Below are 18,603 nucleotides of genomic sequence, written 5' to 3' on the forward strand. Positions count from 1 at the left end.
TCATTTTCTTTACCTCATCTTTATTTGACGATTTTACTAGCTTTTTCATTTTAACTCTTTTTTGACACATTCGCAAAAGTGAGATGCACCCAAGGGGCAAGGCAAAAGAGCGCGGAGAAATCAAGACTTGCATTCCTTATTTATACCATTTTATTTTTTAGATTTTATATTTTAAATTGCGGTTTGGAGCTTGCCTAAAGTTACATTCTTTTTTCAAACAGGTATTACTACGAACCTACTAGAATTAGCGTTAATTTACGGACAGGCTGTGAGATAGTGTTCAGTTAATTGCCCGCAATTAGCACCTGTTTGTATTGAGCAATGCAAGTCCTCTATTTCTGGAGTAACCAAGACTTGCAGCCCTTAATATGAACCTAATTACGAACTTAATGACGGTTGTCTAACCGGACACAATTTTACTCATTTGAGTCAATTAAGTTTTCGGCGGTTTGGGCAGCACAACTGTAAACACGCTGCCTTGGCCGACATTGCTGCTAATAGCAATTTCACCATTAAAAGGTTTTAAAAGTTCAATACAAGTATAAAGCCCGAGGCCAGTTCCTGTCGGTTCGCCTTCGGTTTTTTCCTCGCCTTTAGGTGGCTTGGATGTGTAAAAAGGGTCAAAAACTTTTGACAAATCTTCTGATGATATGCCACATCCCGTATCTGCAATATCCATGTATATGTTCGAGTCGTCTTGCCGAGTCACGATAGTTAGTTCCCTGCTTTTCTTTTCCCACATAGCATCCATTGCATTATTAATTAAATTATAAAATACTTGAGATATATAGGAATAAATTAAGGGAATGCTGGCAATTTCTTCGTCATAAAAATATTTTTTTCTAATCTTATTTTTAAAATACAGGTTGCCTTCCAATAGCTGAACTTCTCGCTGCACTAAATCGTTGATATTCACAGAGTGCAAATCTTGCTTTTGCTCTTTTCTGCTTTTCATCATTAGAGTATCCATGATCTGATTGATTTTTGCGACAGCTTGGAAAATATACTTAGTATAATTAAACAGAGACTCATCTTGAATTTTTGTGGCTTTTGTTTCAATCAAATCGACGCTAGTCTGGATCACTTGCAGCGGACTTTTGAGGTTGTGCACCATTCCCTGGGTCAAACGTCCGATGATCGCTGTTTTTTCCTGGTCGATTAATTGCTTGGTTTTTTGTTCGACAAGTCTTTCTAGGTTTTGATTGAGGTGGGCAAGTTCGAGGTTTTTTTCTTCGAGTTTTTTTTGCAAGCTGCGGATTGTCAAGTGAGTTTGAATGCGACTCAACACTTCTTCGTGCTGGAAAGGCTTAGTGATGTAGTCAACGGCTCCTGTTTGAAAGCCTTTTACTTTATCAAGCGTATCGGAAAGGGCGCTCATAAATATAATGGGAATGTCTCGCGTTGACGTGTCTGCTTTCAAACGCAGGCAAGTTTCAAAACCATCAATTCCTGGCATCATGATATCCAAAAGAATTAAGTCTGGATGGATGTATTCAATTTGCTCGATCGCACTTTCGCCGTCGAGAGCCACTAATACTTTAAACCCGTAATTCCTTAACAACTCGAAAAGTACGTCAAGATTTGTTTGGTTGTCATCTACAATTAGTATGATGCTTCTTTCGGAATTCTTATCGTTCATATTAAAGGGAAACATTTAAATTTTTGAGTTTAGAGTTTTGGGCTGTGAATTTAAATCTGATTCAAGGGATTTTAGGCTGCTTTAGAAACCCGGTTGCTTCCTAGATGCTTCTATTTAGAATAACCCTTTTAGGAGCGGGCTGCGAGTGCGGATTCTACAAGCAAATTAAGTTGTCACTTCGCGGGAACCCAGAGTCCCTGATTGAGAATGGTACTCTGGGCGCGAGATTTAACTGATTTTGAGTTGTCTGTTAGCTACAGTCAATTTTAGGACAAATGTTCCTTCAAAAAATCTCGAATTTGCTTGAGCTGAAATCCTTTAGTAAGTTGGCGCAGGTGATGAACGAAAGGCACTAATGTCGGATCAGAATGTTGGAGTTTAGCAGTTTCTTCCAGAATAGCTTCAATATCGCCCATTGCAGCCAATCTTAACAATGCCAAGACTGATTCTGAGGGAGGAGACACTATCGTTGAGTCAGCAGCAGCAATCTCAGATGATGCTGTGGGGGTTTGAGCTTTCCGCTTTTTGGTTTCTCCTCCTTCTTCGTAAACCCATTCTAGTCTCAAATGCAGGCGCAATAATTCTAAAAGCTCTTTAGTTTGAATCGGTTTGGTGAGAAAACTATCGCAACCTGCTTGCAGGCTCTTTTGCCTGGTAGTCTCGTAAACGTTAGCGGACAAAACAAGGATAAGCACATCTTTTAATTCCGGCAACTGTCGCAGCCGCCTGGTAGCTTCCCAACCGTCCATTACGGGCATCAGCAAATCCATTAAAATTATATCCGGTAGAAATTCCTGTGCTTTGTGTATGCAGTCTTTGCCGTCTGTAGCTTCTGCAATTTCAAAGCCCAAACGAGAAAGCAGCCTCTGTAGCAGGGCGCGATTTACTTCGTGATCGTCCACGATGAGCACTTTCCGCTGGCGGCCGCTAAAACCGACAAGCCGGCGTTTTTCTTGCGTGGAGGGGAGTTCAGAAGATTGGGCGAGTGCGGGCAAGTCTAGATCCAACCAAAATATGCTGCCTTTGCCGGAGGTACTTTGGACGCGAATTTGGCTACCCATCATTTTGACTAATTTTTGGCTGATGGAAAGTCCCAGTCCGGTACCTTCGACGAAATTGCTACGATCGCCCACTTGATGAAAAGGCAAAAATATTTCTTCTAATTTATTCTGCCCGATGCCAATTCCGGTATCTTCGATTTGAAAGCGGATTTTAGCGGTAGAGCCACGATCGCCCCTATTTGCTACTGTTATCACCTCAGACGCTTCTTTTGTTCCCAGCGGCGAGAGCGACATTTGCTGCGCGTCTAACTTTGCGGTCAAATTGATTGTTTGAGTGGAAACTTCTGCTGTTAAACTCGAATTTTTGCCGTTAATGTGAGGATAATTTTCGGCTGAATTTTCTGCATAACCGACTTTGAATGTAACGCCGCCGCTGTCCGTAAACTTAACGGCATTGCTGAGCAAATTAATCAAAACTTGACGCAACCTTTTTTCGTCAACCAAAATGGCGTCTGGCAGAGCCGAAACCTGCTCGTAATTAAAGGCAATTCCTTTTTGATCCGATCGCATCTGGAACAAATCAACAATACTTTTAACAAAGCTGGGAAAATGCACGTTCGCCGGTGACAGTTCCATTTTACGAGCTTCGATTTTCGAGAGGTCTAAAACATCATTAATCAGCATCAGCAGGTGGTTGCCGCACTGGTTAATGTTGTTGAGACTTTCTTGCTGCTCGGCGGTAAAATTTTTATCCAGTTTGAGCAGTTGAATGTATCCCAAAATCCCGTTCAAAGGCGTCCGCAACTCGTGGCTCATGTTGGCGAGAAAGTCGCTTTTAGCGCGGTTAGCCGATTCCGCGGCTTCTTTAGCTAATTGCAGGGCGGCTTCTGCAAGCTTGCGCTCGGCAATTTCGGTTTGTGCTTGTTTAAATAGCGTCGATTGCTGAATGGCGATCGCCAACTGCACCCCCAATTGTTTCAGGCACTCTGCCTCCAATTGCTGCCAGGGACGCGGGCCTGTGCAGTGGTGGGCAATTAACAGCCCCCACAAGTTTTTGCCTTGCACAATTGGCACTACCAGATTCGCTCTCACGTCGAGCCGAGTCAACAAACTCAAGTGGCACTCGGCCATGCCGGCATTGTAAACATCTTCTGCGGCTGTAATTCTGCCGTCTTGGTAAAGAGTAACGTAGGCTTTCCCAAAACAGGGGTCATGAATTTTCATTCCTACAATTGGTCGGACATTTTCCGCAACAGACTCGACAGCAATAAACCCACTCCCATCCGGATTGAATTGGTAAATAACAGTGCGGTCTACTTGCAAAAATTGCCGCACCTCTTCGACACTTTTGGTGAGAATTTCTTCTAAATTGAGAGAATATCTAATGCGTTCCAGCATAGCTACTGCCAACTGCTCGCGATTTAATCTCTGGTGCAAAATCATTTCAGATTCTTTGCGTTTTGTGATGTCTGTAATAACTCCCACTAAGCCGATTAAATGACCATTTATATCTTGAATGCTGTCGGCTCGCACCAAAGCAGTAACAGCTTCGCCGCTTTTAGTTTGCAGCGCAACTTCGCCAGACCAAGAGCGACCTTTGCGAAGATTTTTATAAATTAGTTTATAACTTTTAGGTCGGACGTAAAGCACGGCGATATCGGCAAGATCGTTGAGTTCTTCCACTGTGTAGCCGTAACGCTGAATAAAGGCTTGATTGTGGTAAATAGACAGCCCTTTCAAGTCGGCGATAACGATCGCGTCGCTGGTACTTTCGACGGCTTGAGTGACCCGCAGCAATGCTAATTCTGCTGCTTTGCGATCGCTGATATCCGTCATCGAACCCACCATCCGCAGGGGATTGCCGGCTTTGTCCCACACTGCTTGAGCGCGGGCGAGCACCCATTTATAGCTGCCGTCTTTGCACTGCAAGCGGTATTCGGTGGCGTAATTGGGGGTTTGGCGATCGAGATAATTTTGGATAGCTGCTTGCACTCGCGAGCGATCGTCTTGATGGATGCGATCGATCCATGCGTAGTTGCTGCTGTCGATTTCGCCGTCTGTGTAACCGATAATTTCTTGCCAGCGAGCCGATCGAAAAGCTTCATTTGTTTGAAGATCCATATCCCAAATTCCGTCTTGATTGCCTTTGAGAACTAACTGCCAGCGTTCTTCACTTTTCCGCAATTCTTCTTCGGCTTGTTTGCGCTGAATATGAGCGCCCAACTGAGTCGCTACTGCCTTGACCAACTCTACTATACGCGGTTCCATAACCGATCGATCGCGCTTGCAGAATACTAAAACTGCCAGCACATTTGAGCTAGCGCAAATTGGCACTCCGAAACAACTTTTTAATCCCAATGCTGTCGCCATTTGCGATCGGGCAAAAAGATAACTTTTGGCTACAGAAATATCTTCAATCCATTCTACTTTTCGGGTTGACCAAATCCGTCCGGGTACCCCCACTCCGGTGGCGAATCTAATTTTTTTACTTTCGCGGCCGAACCTATCTAAATCGCGATCGCTAGCGTACCAAGTTTCGCTGTGTTCCAAAAAAGTACCGTTAGCAGCCGGTATCCAGGCTTCCGCAAAATTCCAGCCGATCGCATTGCACAGCAACCGCAGGATATCTGCGAGGGCGCTGTGAAAATCGACAGACTGACTAATAGCTTGAGTTGCTGCCAGCAACAGCTTGATTTCATCTTCTGCTTGCTTGCTTTCTGTAATATCAGTTCCCGTGCCGAGAATTTGTTTTAACTTGCCGTCTGCTGTTTTCGCAAATACAGTATCTCGGCTGACAATCCAGCGCCAAGAACCATCCTTGTGCCTGATTCGGTATTCAATTTCAAAAATATCCCCTTCCGTACCCGTTTCGACTTGCTGTAAATAATCAGGTATTTTGATTGAATCTTCCGGGTGCATTAAAGTTGACATCATCCACGGGCCAATTGCCTGAATCTCCTCTACTATATACCCGAGAATTTGGTATATAGAATCGTTCGCATAGATAGTTTTTTGTTCTATTAAGTCGTAAACATACAACATATTAGGACTTGCCCCAGCAATTTGCTGAGTGAACCGCTGGCTTTCTCGCAGTGCTGCTTCTGTTTGTTTTCTTTGGGAAATATCACGAACAATGCAAATGGTTTCCCCGCCGGGCAGCATTGTCAGGGAGACATCTATAGGGAATTTCGATCGGTCGCGGCGGCATCCTACTGCTTCAGTGCTGTAACAACCTTTCTGCATTACAGTCGGCATGACTTCTTGCTCGAACCTTTGCAGTTCTGCACCTTCGTAGAATATTTTCCAACTTTCACCTAAGATTTCTTCGAGAGAGTCGTAACCGTAGATTTTGAGTTGGGCTGCGTTGCAATAAATCACCTCTTCCCCCGCACTGATTATGGCGATACCTTCGGAAGCTTGGGCCATTGCTGCTGCTTGCCTGTGGAGTAATGACTCGGATCGTTTGCGTTGAGTGATGTCGCGGACGATCGCAATAATTTCGTCATCGGGGCAGAAAACAATTCTCGCTTCAAAATCGTAAAGCTCACCATTAACTGGCATTTGATATTCTACAACTTGAATCTCCCCGGTATCGATCGCTTGTTGATTGCCGGACAAGATTTTTGCAGCAAAAGCAGCAGGCAATATGTCTTGTGCTTTTTGGCCGATTACTCTTATTTTAGGTAGGATATTCTCAAAATCTTTGGCAGGTTTGAAGTCTACAAAAGTGCCGTCTGCCCGACAGCGAAATATCATGTCCGGTATCGCATTTAAAAGAGCGCGGTTGGTGGCTTCGCTCTTGCGCAGTTCAGCTTCAGCTTGCTTGCTAAATGTAACGTCGCGAGCAACTGCATACATCAAACCTTCTTCTGCAAACGGCGATGCCGTCCACGACAGCCATTTATAAGTGCCATCTTGGCAAAGATAGCGGTTTTCTAAGTTAATAATCGGGTTGCCATTTTTAATTTTTTCTAATTCAGCTATAGTTATTTCTCGGTCTTCTAGATGCACGAACTCTATAAAAGGTTGGGCTAGCATTTCATCGCTGCTGTAACCTATTACATTTGACCAAGCCGGGTTTAAGCGTTTGAAATAGCCGTCCAAACCTGCAATGCAAAGTAAATCAAGCGAGAGATTAAAAAATCGATCGCGGTCTTGCTGGGTTTGTTTTAATTCCGTAACATCCATCACCAAACCGTCCCAAACGATATCACCGTTTGCTTGCTTTTCTGGCTTCGAGGCACCTTGCAGCCACTTCACTTTGCCCTGGATAATTTGTCGCCACTGGTGCTGCCAAGGTTGCAGAGTCATTGCTGAAATTTTTATCGATTTTTCAAAGCCTGTGAGGTCATCTGGATGAATTGTTTCATAAGCAAAATTTTTCTTTTTTTCTATTTCTTTTGCTTCTAATTGGTAAAGGTTCTTGCTGCCAGAAGAAACGTAAGTAAAATACTTTCTTCCCCCCGGCTCTAACCGGAATTGATAAATCATTCCCGGCACGTTGGATGCCATTTTTTGCAATCTAGCTTCGCTCTCTTTCAAAGCTAATTGTTGCCGTTTGTACTCTGTGACATCTCGAATAGTCCCGACTAAAATTTTACTGCTGTCAGTTGCTTTGAATACACTTTTTTTTATCGAAATAATGCGTTTGTTTCCGGCCCTGTCTGTAAATTTTTCTTCCGTTTCTTCAGCGATGCCAGTTCTGAATACCTCTTCGTCTTTTTGCCAAAATTTTTGGGCTTTTGCTGGTGACAAAAATTCGTATCCCGATTTACCGATCAGTTCTTGCCGCCTTTTTCCCATCAAGTCACAAAAAGCGTCGTTTAATACGACCCACCTGTGCTGCTCGTCTTTGACAAAAATCGGGTCGGGAGTAGCATTAATCGTGTGATTTAAAAAATCTTCTGATGCTTTTAATTTAGCTTCGTAATGGTAGCGATCGCTCACATCCAAGATTACTTTAATCATCCGGTCGATGGAGCCGTCCCGGCCGCGAATACAGCGCAGGGAAACTCTAGTATAAACTGTTGTTCCGTCTTTTCTGCGCCACCTTTTGTCTAAAACATAGCCTTCGCTGTCCCCTGCAAAAATTTTATTTAACTGCTCTACACTAGCTTGCCTGTCTTCAGGAAAACCCCACCGCTGCCAATTTTCGTGAAAAAAATCTTGGCGATCGTATCCCAGCAAGTCGCACAAAGCATCGTTCACTTCCAAACACCGGCATTTTTCGGGTTCTGAGGGGGAAAGTGGAGGAGCAAGAATGGCAATCCCAACGAGAGAATTCTCGACTACCGAGCGATATTTTTCTTCGCTTTTTCGCAAAGCTTCTTGGTTGTGCTGCCGCTCGACTGCGTAGCGGAGCGATCGAATTAACACTTCGCTGTCGATGTTTCGCTTGACTAGATAATCTTGAGCTCCGGCTTGGATTGACTGTATGGCAAGTTCTTCATCGTTGCGTGCTGTCAGTACGACAATCGGAGTATTTAGGCTGTATTCTTGTATTTTGACAATTGTACTTAAGTCTTGGCTGTCGGGCAGCGAAAGGTCTAGTAAAATCACATCAAAATGTTCGCCGATCAAAAGTTGCTGCGCTTTGCTGAGACGATCGGTACAGCTTACTGACAGCCTTTGGCGCTCGGATCGGCTAACTTTTGTTTCTAATAATAATTCTTCGATCAGATCGGCTTCGGCTTGATTGTCTTCGACTAGAAGAACTTTAAAGCCGTTTCGCTGTGCGGCTGAGCTCAAAACTGATATCATACACCTTGTTTTTTGTCATAAGGCAGTCGGACTAACTATTATAGCATATAAATAATTGCATCGCTAAAAATACCGCCGCTCCAAGTTAAAAACTCCCTCGTTCAATAATTACAATCGGCTCTATGCGACTGTGTTTTTTCTCTAACTAGGTCAACGCAATCAGAGGTAAAATTTTAACGGTTTTTAGATGCTCGGTTTCAGGAGGAAACTAAGCTGCTTCGTGTTGTGTTTTTTGAGCGATCGCCCCGGTCAGCCGATTTTAGATTTTAAATTTTAGATTTACTCCACAGATGAATGGCGAAGCTTGAACAAGGGTCTAAAATTTTGGCCGGCTCACGACTCGTGTCGTTCACAAGTATCCGTTTTTGGGCGGGCCTGCCGATCGCGCGATCGAAACCCACCCTTTGTTGCCATTCGATTCCGCTACCAATACAATTCGAGCGCTATCCCCGCACCAATGCGCGCTCAGCGCCAAAAAAGCGGTGGGAACTATCTTTGATATTCACATTTTTACCATTTATTTTACGATAGCTTACTTAAACTCATTACTGCCATTTCTTTACTTTTTGCAATCAAATAAATTTTCTTCACAGCTCTTGCTATTTACCCAAAAAGTGATACTCTTGAAATAGAGGGGATCAAAAAGTCTGCTGGAGACAGCCTCAGAAAAAATTAGATATTTTTCGCAACAAAACTAGGTTTTAACAATTGACAGTGAATTGAAACTGCTTTGACAGTAAATTGTTTGCTGTCTCGGTATCTAATTGAGCGGAAGTTGAGAGGAAAAAAGCAATGCTGGACAAATTAGCAATTCAACAAAAACCCGTTGTAATTCCGAAAGAAAAAGCCTTAGTATTGTGGTTTGATGAAGTCGGCATCGCCGACATCTCATTAGTAGGCGGGAAAAATGCTTCTTTGGGCGAAATGATTCAACAGTTAACCCCCAAAGGAGTCAGAGTTCCCAACGGATTTGCAACAACAGCACACGCTTACCGTTACTTCATCGAGTCGGCGGGTTTAGAAGCTAAATTGCGCGAAATTTTTGCCGATTTAGACGTAGAAGATCTGCAAAACCTGCGACAAAAAGGCAAGCAAGCGCGGGCACTGATTCTCGACACGCCGTTTCCGCGAGAATTGCAAGCTGCGATCGCCGATGCTTACGAGAAATTGTGCGATCGCTACGGCGACAGTACCGACGTAGCAGTGCGTTCCTCCGCCACCGCCGAAGACTTACCAGACGCCAGTTTCGCGGGACAGCAAGAAACCTACCTCAACGTCCAAGCTTGCGCTGGCGTCCTCGAATGCTGTCACAAATGCTTCGCCTCCATATTCACCGACAGAGCCATTTCCTACCGCCAACAGCGGGGATTCGACCACTTTGAAGTCGCCCTATCTGTCGGCGTGCAAAAAATGGTGCGATCGGACTTAGCATCCTCCGGCGTCATGTTCAGCATCGACACCGAAACCGGATTCAAAAACGCCGTATTAGTCACCGCCGCCTACGGATTAGGCGAAAACGTCGTCCAAGGCACCGTCAACCCCGACGAATACTTCGTCTTTAAACCAACATTAAAACAAGGTTTTCGCCCGATTTTAGACAAACGCCTCGGCAGCAAAACACTCAAAATGGTGTACGATATCGGCGGTTCTAAATACACCAAAAACGTCTCCGTCATCGCAGCAGAAAAAAATAAATTTGCCATACAAGATGATGAAATTCTGCAACTAGCAGAGTGGGCCGCAGTCATCGAAGAACACTACTCCCAAGTGCGCGGGACTTATACCCCGATGGACATTGAGTGGGCAAAAGACGGCAATACAGGCGAATTGTTTATCGTCCAAGCGCGACCCGAAACAGTACAATCTCAAAAGTCGGCTAAAGTTTTGCGCAACTACAAATTGCAAGGTTCCAGTGCAATTTTGGCAAAAGGACGCGCCGTTGGCGAATCAATCGGACAAGGCAAGGCCCGCGTGATTTTAGACGTTCACAGAATCGCTGAATTTCAATCAGGAGAAGTTTTAGTTACCAACAAAACAGACCCGGATTGGGAACCGATTATGAAAAAAGCAAGTGCGATCGTCACCAATTCCGGCGGCCGCACTTGTCACGCCGCAATCATCGCCCGAGAAATGGGAATTCCCGCCATTGTCGGCACCGGCGATGCCACCCAAATCTTGAAAAACCATCAAGAAATCACTGTTTCTTGTTCGGAAGGAGACGAAGGCAAAGTTTATGCCGGTTTGCTTCCTTTTGAAATTCAAGAAACTGCGATCGAGAATTTGCCCCGCACCCGCACTCAAATTTTAATGAATGTCGGGAATCCAGAAGAAGCCTTTGGTTTATCAGCAATTCCTTGCGACGGCGTAGGCTTGGCGCGGCTGGAATTTATCATTGCCAATCACATTAAAGCACACCCGCTGGCACTGATTCACTTTGACGAATTGGCAGATGAATCAGTCAAGGAGGAAATTGCAGAACTGACAGCACTTTACCAACACAAACCCGATTTCTTTACCGACAAACTAGCCCACGGAATTGCCACAATTGCCGCCGCATTTTATCCCAACCCAGTCATCGTGCGGATGAGCGATTTCAAGAGCAACGAATATGCTAATCTTTTGGGAGGGCGACAGTTTGAACCCAAAGAAGAAAACCCGATGATCGGGTGGCGCGGCGCGTCTCGCTATTACGACCCGAATTACCGCGAAGCTTACGCTTTGGAATGCAAAGCATTGAAGCGAGTTCGCGATGAAATGGGCTTGACAAATGTGATTCCGATGATTCCATTTTGTCGCACCCCGGAGGAAGGCCGAAAAGTGTTGGCAGAGATGGCAAAACACGGTTTAGTCAAGGGCGAAAACGGCTTGCAAGTCTATGTGATGTGCGAATTGCCGAGCAATGTCATATTTGCTGACGAATTCGCGCAAGTTTTTGACGGATTCTCGATCGGCTCTAACGATTTAACTCAGCTAACATTAGGATTAGACCGGGATTCTGCTTTAGTCGCGCACATCTTTGACGAACGGAATGAAGCTGTGAAGCGAATGGTAGAAATTGCCATTAAAGCGGCGAAGAAGTACGGCCGCAAGATTGGGATTTGCGGTCAGGCGCCCAGCGATTATCCTGAGTTTGCTCGATTCTTGGTTGAGTTGGGAATTGATTCGATTAGTTTGAATCCAGATTCGGTTTTAAAGACTTTGTTGGATGTTGCTAAGGTGGAAGGTGCGGGTTCGTTGATGGATTTAGCGGGGGATGTTGCTAAAGTTTAACGGTTTTGGTTTTTGATAGGAACCGAGTTTCTCAAACAATAGCTGCGCCCTTTTCTGGTTTGGTTGTTTTTGAACTCGACCCGGTTTCTCATCTCTAGTGCTGTCAAATAACCGATCTCGCGTTTGTAGTGATGAATCTCAGTCCTCTGATTTTTATGAGGACTTGCATTCGTCACTACAAACCTATTTTATTGCGGTAATTGACTGGACATAATATCACACCATACCTGGGCTTCTGGCTTGGTTGAGTCCTGGCGATGCGCTTTACGAAGAAAGTGGCGCCAACAGCGATCGCCCTCCTCACCCGCCAGCAAACGGTTAACGGTTAACGGTTAACGGCATAATAGTTTGAAATTTGGTCGGGAACTTTTCTAATTTAAAACCGTCGTTTCGGAGATAATTTTCTGTTGCCGATCGCCTAAATTCAAACAAATATTCTCCACATAAGCTCTGAAAAAGTGCTAACTGCTCTCCTAATAATTTTCATAGGTTTAGTTCCGTCGCTGGTGTCTTTGTGGGTGATGCGCTCTGCCGAAACCCAAGCCCGCGATAGAATTGCAGCGGCTAGGCTGGCGGTAGCGAATAGACCTCTGCGATCTCAACTAGCAATTGCCGATCGCACTTACATAGAAGGTCTCGGTTATCCGATCGGCGATATCACTTGCGAGTATAACGCCCGCTCTAATTACATTCGCTGCGCTGTCAATCCTTCTGGGCCCTGTCAAGACTGTCGGTACTACCAATCCAGAGCTCTTGACGTTCGCGGTGAAAAGATATAGCTTGTATGGGGGCTTGTATGTAGGCACATTTGCTGATATAATAATCAATGAGTTAATATGTACTTACGTGTCAGGATTATTGTTGGAGCTTGTCTTGGACGACCCGCGCCCAAAGTCAGCAATTAAAACCTAATCGAGTAGTATTGCTGGGTTACAGTTGCCATAAATGGCGGATTGCAATCGGTGTTTTTCTAGTTGAGGACTTACGATCGGAAACCAGGCTTAGACCATAAACTTTGGTTGGGCGACGAGAAATCTAGAAATAAATTGGGTTTCAAGTCTCTTGGGCGTAACTCCCGCAGTTAAGAAAATTAGCGAACAAAAATCGCAAGTAGCTGATGGGCAAATTTCCAAGCCAGTTTCTCCAAAACACCATGAAAAATTCTGCACGAACGATTGTCCCGAGCATTTACTTTAAACAGAAATCCGCTCGAAGACTCGCTTGTTGACAGTTTGAGAAGTTAGTTGTGGGCGGCACTAATCTGTTTTTGCGATCGCAGCGAAACAGTCTCAAACCAGGATTGCTATCTCCAGACTGCAAGTCATAAATTTTTAAGACGCCTCGTCGATACAGGGTATGCCAATTTCAATTGAATCTCATATGTTCCACCATTCTCGCTTAACAGGATTTCCGGCCTGTTCCACAAAAAGTGTATTTTCTTGTGGAGTGGGCAGGAGAAGCCGCCCATAGAAAGGTTATTGAGAATGGTACAAGATCTCAGTTGAATGACACTTCGGGCACGGCCGGCATAATTATGTCACGGCTATAACACCCTAATTAATGTCTAGTTGCTATTGTCCACAGGGTCTGCGCACCAAAACCAAAGAAAGCGACTTTTTTACCGGGAGCAAGGGCTGCACGAAGTCTTTTCGTCCCTCAAACCCCTTTATGCGTCCAGAAATAGTGAAAATTCTCTGCAAATAAAGTGCATTAGACGATCTACAGAAAACCTCATCAAGTAAATTTTTGAGAAGTCCTGTTATTATCTACTGCGCGATGTAAGAGATCTGCGTGTAACAGATACACTCGCTAACAGAAAAGAAAGTCGAAGGCAAAATCTCACCCCATAGATAGATTATTGAGATTTAAACTCTAAATCCTCAACGTTTCTATCGGCGATATTTGCCATGCTATCAACTATCAAGGTAGCACTGCTTTGTGTTGAGTTAAATTCGCTTGTTGCTCTTTCTCTAAGTCAAGCAACAGAGCCTCTTAGTCTACAATTCAACCTTTTCAATACGTGATAACTATCATCTTGAACAGGGTAATTTATCTACAATCATTGAGACAACTTGACAATGCAAAGCATCTGCAAAAGATCACTTTCTCTAAGCCCAAAAATATGTGATTCCACCGCAAAAAAAATTGCGGAAAAAAACTTCCGAAAAATAGCTATTTACGATCATAAAATAACAATAAAAAAAGTAAAAACAGAAGATTGTTTCCTATCCCATAAACTAGATAGTGGCGCGGGAATTCGGCATCCCCCCAGAGAATTTTTACGAGCAACCGAGTCGGTGGGCGCCCTGAGTGTAAAAAATGTATTGTTCATCGATGCCAGAGTAGAGAACTGCGACAGCTTGGCAAGAGGAGCAACAGCCGATACAGAGGTATTTGTACTGGACTCGACGCTGGATGGAGTCGAGCAAATTACTAGAATTCTGGCTAATTGCAGCGATTTAGACAGCCTTCAGATAGTTTCTCACGGTCGAGAAGCGGGGGTGCAGCTAGGATCGATCGAACTCTGCAACGACAACTTAGAAACCTACAGCCATTTGTTACAGCAGTGGGGAAAAGCCCTCAGCGAGAGAGGAGATATTTTGTTATTTGGGTGCAGCGTCGCAGCGGGGGAAAGCGGCGAGGCCTTCGTGCGGCGGCTGAGCTTGATGGTCGGTGCAGATATTGCAGCTTCCGACAACTTGACGGGGAGTGCGGCACTCGGCGGCGACTGGCAATTAAAGTTTGCGACCGGGGAAATAAAAGCGAGTATCGCCATTGAAAAAGAAGTGCTCGAAGCCTACCCTTACGCGCTCGGCACATTAGTTAACGAAACTTTCAAAAACTCCACAGTTAGGGGGCCTTGGATTTACGGGGGAAACGACGGGGCGCTGTTCGATCCCAGCAGCGGGGTTCCAGCAGCCGATCAACTTATCCCCGGTATTACCGGAGGCACTGTATCCGGCGTACTTCCGGCTTTGGGCGGTTCGAGTCCCGGCGATGGGGCTCTGCTATTAACTCCAGCAGTAAACCTTCGGGAAGCCTTCGTCATCTACAACAACCCCATTCCTTCAACCGACGGTCTGAGAGTCCAGTTTGATTTTTATTCTTACGGTTCAAGCGAGCAATCTAATTCTCCGCAACCATTTATTAGCCCTCAGCCAGGGGACGGGCTGGGTTTCTTCTTGATTGACGGCACTGTTAGCCCAACAAGGACTGGGGGTTATGGGGGTTCTGTGGCTTACGCTCCACGAACGGGTATTCCGGGTATTGAGGGAGGTTATTTAGGCATTGGGCTTGACGAGTTTGGCAATTTTTCAACATCCACCGAAGGGCGCTCTGGCCCTGAGCCACCTCCGATTCCCGGCTCGTCTATTGGTTCTTTCAGACCTGATTCAGTAACTGTTAGAGGAAATCAAGCAAACGGTTATCAGTTTTTAACAAATGCGATCGTTCCCTTCGGCATCGATAACATTCCTACGAGCATTGACTTTAGCGGCCCTGAGCCGGGCAAGAATTTTAATTTCAGCAATACGTTCACGAGCGATCGCGATTTAGCCAAAAGAGCCGTTCAAATTACGCTGAATCCATCTAACGATCCGGTGAATCCCTCTCGCCTCACCGTTGCCTTCGATGAAAATTTCGACGACATTTACGAAACTACATTGATCGACATCCCCAACTTGGCAACCGAAAACGGCGCAGTACCGCCAATTTTCAAATTTGGTTTTGGCAGTTCCACAGGAAGCGCCAACAACATTCACCAACTTCAAAACCTGATAGTTGAAACTATCAATCCTCCCAGTATCGCCGCTGAGGTTGCCACTATCAAGACCGGCCCGCAGTTCGTCAAGTCCGAAGGCAGCATTACCTACACGATTACTACTGTCAACAAGGGGCCAGCGCCCGCTACAAATGTCCTAATTCAAGACGAAATACCTTTAGAACTGCTGCTTCCGGGCGGATTGCCGCCCGTTCTCAGTGCCTCCAACAACGGCACTTACGTGAACCAAACCAAGGCAGTCACCTGGCCGTTAATTCCCGTTCTCAATGCCGGCGAGACTCTGACTTACACCCTGACAATTAATCTGCCGCCCGGTTTAACCAGCGGTAGCAGTTTTGCCAACGTTGCATTCAGCACTAGCTCGACTTTCGACCCCGACCTCAGCAACAACAGCGGTGTAGTCGCGCCAGGGCAAATCGAGGGGCCTGGTGTAGTTTCAACCACAGTTGTCGATACAGTCGCGGATTTAGTTACTACCAAAAGTGGCCCTGTGACTACTTCGGCCGGGTCAAGCGTCGCCTACACGCTGATCACGACTAACAAAGGACCAGACCCCGCTGCCGATGTGACCATCACTGACAGCATTATTCCGGGTCTAACAGGAGTCAGCCTATCGGACGGCGGCACTTACGACCCAGTGACAGGGGTTGTCACCTTCCCAGCACTGACGGTGCTCGCAAATGCGGCTACTGCGACCCGCACCGTCAGTTTCATCGCCCCAGCCACCCGTACCGCCATCAGCAACACCGCCCGGAGCAGCGCGGCGACTTTCGATCCGATCGCCACTAACAACAACGGCTCGCTAACCAACAAAGACGGCACTTTTACTAACTCTACGGTTACGACAAGTATTGCGCCCAACGCCGACCTCGCAACCACCAAAACCGGATCTACGAGTGCTACGGCCGGTAGCTCGGTCAGCTATACGATCGCCACAGTCAACTTAGGCCCGAGTCCTGCAGAAGCTGTAACCATCACTGACAGCATAGTTCCCGGCTTAAGCGGAGTCACGGCATCTAACGGCGGCGTGTACGATCCAGTGACTGGCATTGTCACCTTCGGGCCCGTGGCGATCGCCAACGCGGAGACAGTCACCCGCACGATCGGCTTCACAGTACCGCCCACCCTAACTTCCATCAGCAACACGGCCAGAAGTACCTCCATCAGTCCCGACTCCTCTCCGGCCAACAACAACGGTACCAACCCCAACGCCACCGTCACTACCTCGATCGATCCTGTGGCCGATGTTGTCACCCAAAAAACGGCTCCGGCCAGCATCAAGGCGGGCGACACGCTACTTTATACAATCACTACTACCAACTTAGGGCCGAGTCCAGCCACCAACGTAGTCATCACCGATAGCCTGATTCCCGGCTTAACTAATGTCAGCGTGTCCGATGACGGAACCTACAATCCAGACACAGGGGCGATAGATTTCCCAGCGATCGCGACTTTAGCCAGTGGCACCAACCAGAGCCGCACTATCAGCTTTGTACCCCCGCCTACCCTGACGAGCATCACCAATATTGTATTGAGTCGATCTTCCACTTTTGACCCGGATTCGACGAATAACAACGGCTCGACAGTCGCAGTGCCGGGTCAGGCGGGGGGTCAAGTTATTACCTCGATCGATCCTGTGGCCGACCTGGTTACGTCCAAGACTGGTCTCACATCTGCTCCTGCCGGCAGTTCTGTGACTTATACTATAACTACCACCAACAATGGGCCGAGTGCTGCTGAAGACGTAGTGATTACAGACAGCATCATTCCCGGTTTAACGGGAGTCAGGGCATCCCATAACGGCACTTACGACCCAGTGACAGGGGTTGTCACCTTCCCAACAATTCCCAGCTTGGCTAGCGGCAGCAACACCAACCGCGAGGTAACAGTAGTCGTTCCAGCGACGGGCACCATTAGCAACACTTCCCAGAGCCGATCGACCACTTTTGACCCCGAACCCAGCAATAACAACGGTTCTGAGTCCAGAGCCACTGTCACCACCGCCATTTTACTCGCGCAACCAACACCCAACAAACTTCCATCAGCCGACAGCAGCAATGTGGCGATCGCCCCCAACAGCGTTGTCCAAATTAGCGGGCTCGGAGGCAGAGACTCAGACGGCACAGTGGTTACATTCACCATCAGCACCCTGCCGCCGGCAAATCAAGGCGTCCTGTTCTTGGGCGACCCCGCAACGGGGGGAGTCGCCGTCACGGCAGGTCAAACCCTGACAGCCGAGCAAATGACGCAGTTATTCTTCCAGTCGGCCGGCAATTTCACAGGAGCTGATTTTACCTACAGCAGCAAGGACAATCTCGGTGGCAGCAGTCCTGCCGCCACAGTTTCTCTGGTGTCGCTGGCGTTCAACTACCCGCCGGTATCTACAAACTTCAGCAAGACACTGGCGCCAAACAGCACCGTCAACCTCACAGGGCTGACGGCAAAAGACCCCGACGACTCGATCGAATTCTTCACCATCAACACCCTGCCGCCCGCAAATCAAGGCATCCTGTTCTTGGGCGACCCCAGCCAGGGAATCCGGGTCACGGCAGGCCAAAGACTGAGCACGACTCAAATCAGCCAGTTATTCTTCCAAGCAACCAGCGAATTCGCAGCCGCCAACTTTACCTACAGCGCCACAGACAGCCGCGGCGCCATCAGTCCAGCCCCCGCAACAGCCTCCCTGCTAGCACTATTGCCTCCCGCCGACCAGCCACCCGTCGCCAACAACTCCAGCCTCGCTGTGTTGCTGGGAAGAACCGTGAACATCCCCGGACTCGGAGGAACCGACCCAGACGGGACGGTGGTTTCCTTTACCGTAAACACCTTGCCGCCAGCCACTGAAGGCACGCTGTTCTTGGGCGACCCCAGCCAGGGAGTGCGGGTCACGGCAGGTCAAACCCTGAGGGCCGAGCAAATTACCCAGTTGTTCTTTCAGGCGTCCGGCAATTTCACAGGGGCTAACTTCACCTACAGCGCTACAGATAACCAGGGCGCCACCAGTGCGGCAGTCGCCACTGTCTCCCTCATTCCCCTGAACCAACCAACACCAACACCAACACCAACACCAACACCAACACCAACACCGCCTCACCCCGCCCTACAGACGCTAGGCTGTGTGAGACCACGACGTGGGCGAGATACGAGACAGG

General features: G+C 47.0%; 5 protein-coding genes. 3 read left to right on the plus strand and 2 right to left on the minus strand.

Features of this window, described 5'->3' with window-relative positions; translation table 11 throughout:
• Positions 1 to 433: 433 nt before the first annotated feature.
• Both E5S67_RS27110 and E5S67_RS27115 read right to left on the minus strand, forming a co-directional pair.
• A complete protein-coding gene (locus E5S67_RS27110; protein ID WP_246276997.1) occupies positions 434 to 1,654 on the minus strand; it encodes a hybrid sensor histidine kinase/response regulator in 1,221 nt (406 codons plus the stop codon).
• 251 nt (positions 1,655 to 1,905) lie between these two features.
• Complete coding sequence (locus tag E5S67_RS27115) at positions 1,906 to 8,400, minus strand: PAS domain S-box protein (protein WP_172191853.1); 6,495 nt, start codon at positions 8,398 to 8,400, stop codon at positions 1,906 to 1,908.
• Positions 8,401 to 9,192: 792 nt separating this feature from the next.
• Here E5S67_RS27115 and ppsA point away from each other — a divergent pair.
• From ppsA to E5S67_RS27130, 3 genes are all read left to right on the plus strand, one after another.
• Positions 9,193 to 11,670, plus strand: coding sequence for a phosphoenolpyruvate synthase (ppsA, locus tag E5S67_RS27120; RefSeq protein ID WP_172191855.1), 2,478 nt, complete (start codon positions 9,193 to 9,195; stop codon positions 11,668 to 11,670).
• Positions 11,671 to 12,128: 458 nt separating this feature from the next.
• Positions 12,129 to 12,449 (plus strand): DUF6464 family protein, encoded by a 321-nt coding sequence (locus tag E5S67_RS27125; protein WP_172191857.1) that lies wholly within the window; start codon positions 12,129 to 12,131, stop codon positions 12,447 to 12,449.
• A 1,518-nt stretch (positions 12,450 to 13,967) separates the two neighbouring features.
• On the plus strand, positions 13,968 to 18,603 hold a 4,636-nt coding region (locus tag E5S67_RS27130; protein WP_339382738.1), incomplete at its 3' end, for a DUF4347 domain-containing protein.

Origin of the sequence: Microcoleus asticus IPMA8, assembly GCF_013179805.1 — a bacterium.
Taxonomy (GTDB): Bacteria; Cyanobacteriota; Cyanobacteriia; order Cyanobacteriales; family Microcoleaceae; genus Microcoleus; species Microcoleus asticus.

Bases quoted from the DNA above. Each gene is read 5' to 3' on its own strand.
- ppsA (WP_172191855.1), top strand. From the start codon at position 9,193: ATGCTGGACAAATTAGCAATTCAACAAAAACCCGTTGTAATTCCGAAA.
- E5S67_RS27110 (WP_246276997.1), bottom strand. From the start codon at position 1,654: ATGTTTCCCTTTAATATGAACGATAAGAATTCCGAAAGAAGCATCATA.
- E5S67_RS27115 (WP_172191853.1), bottom strand. From the start codon at position 8,400: ATGATATCAGTTTTGAGCTCAGCCGCACAGCGAAACGGCTTTAAAGTT.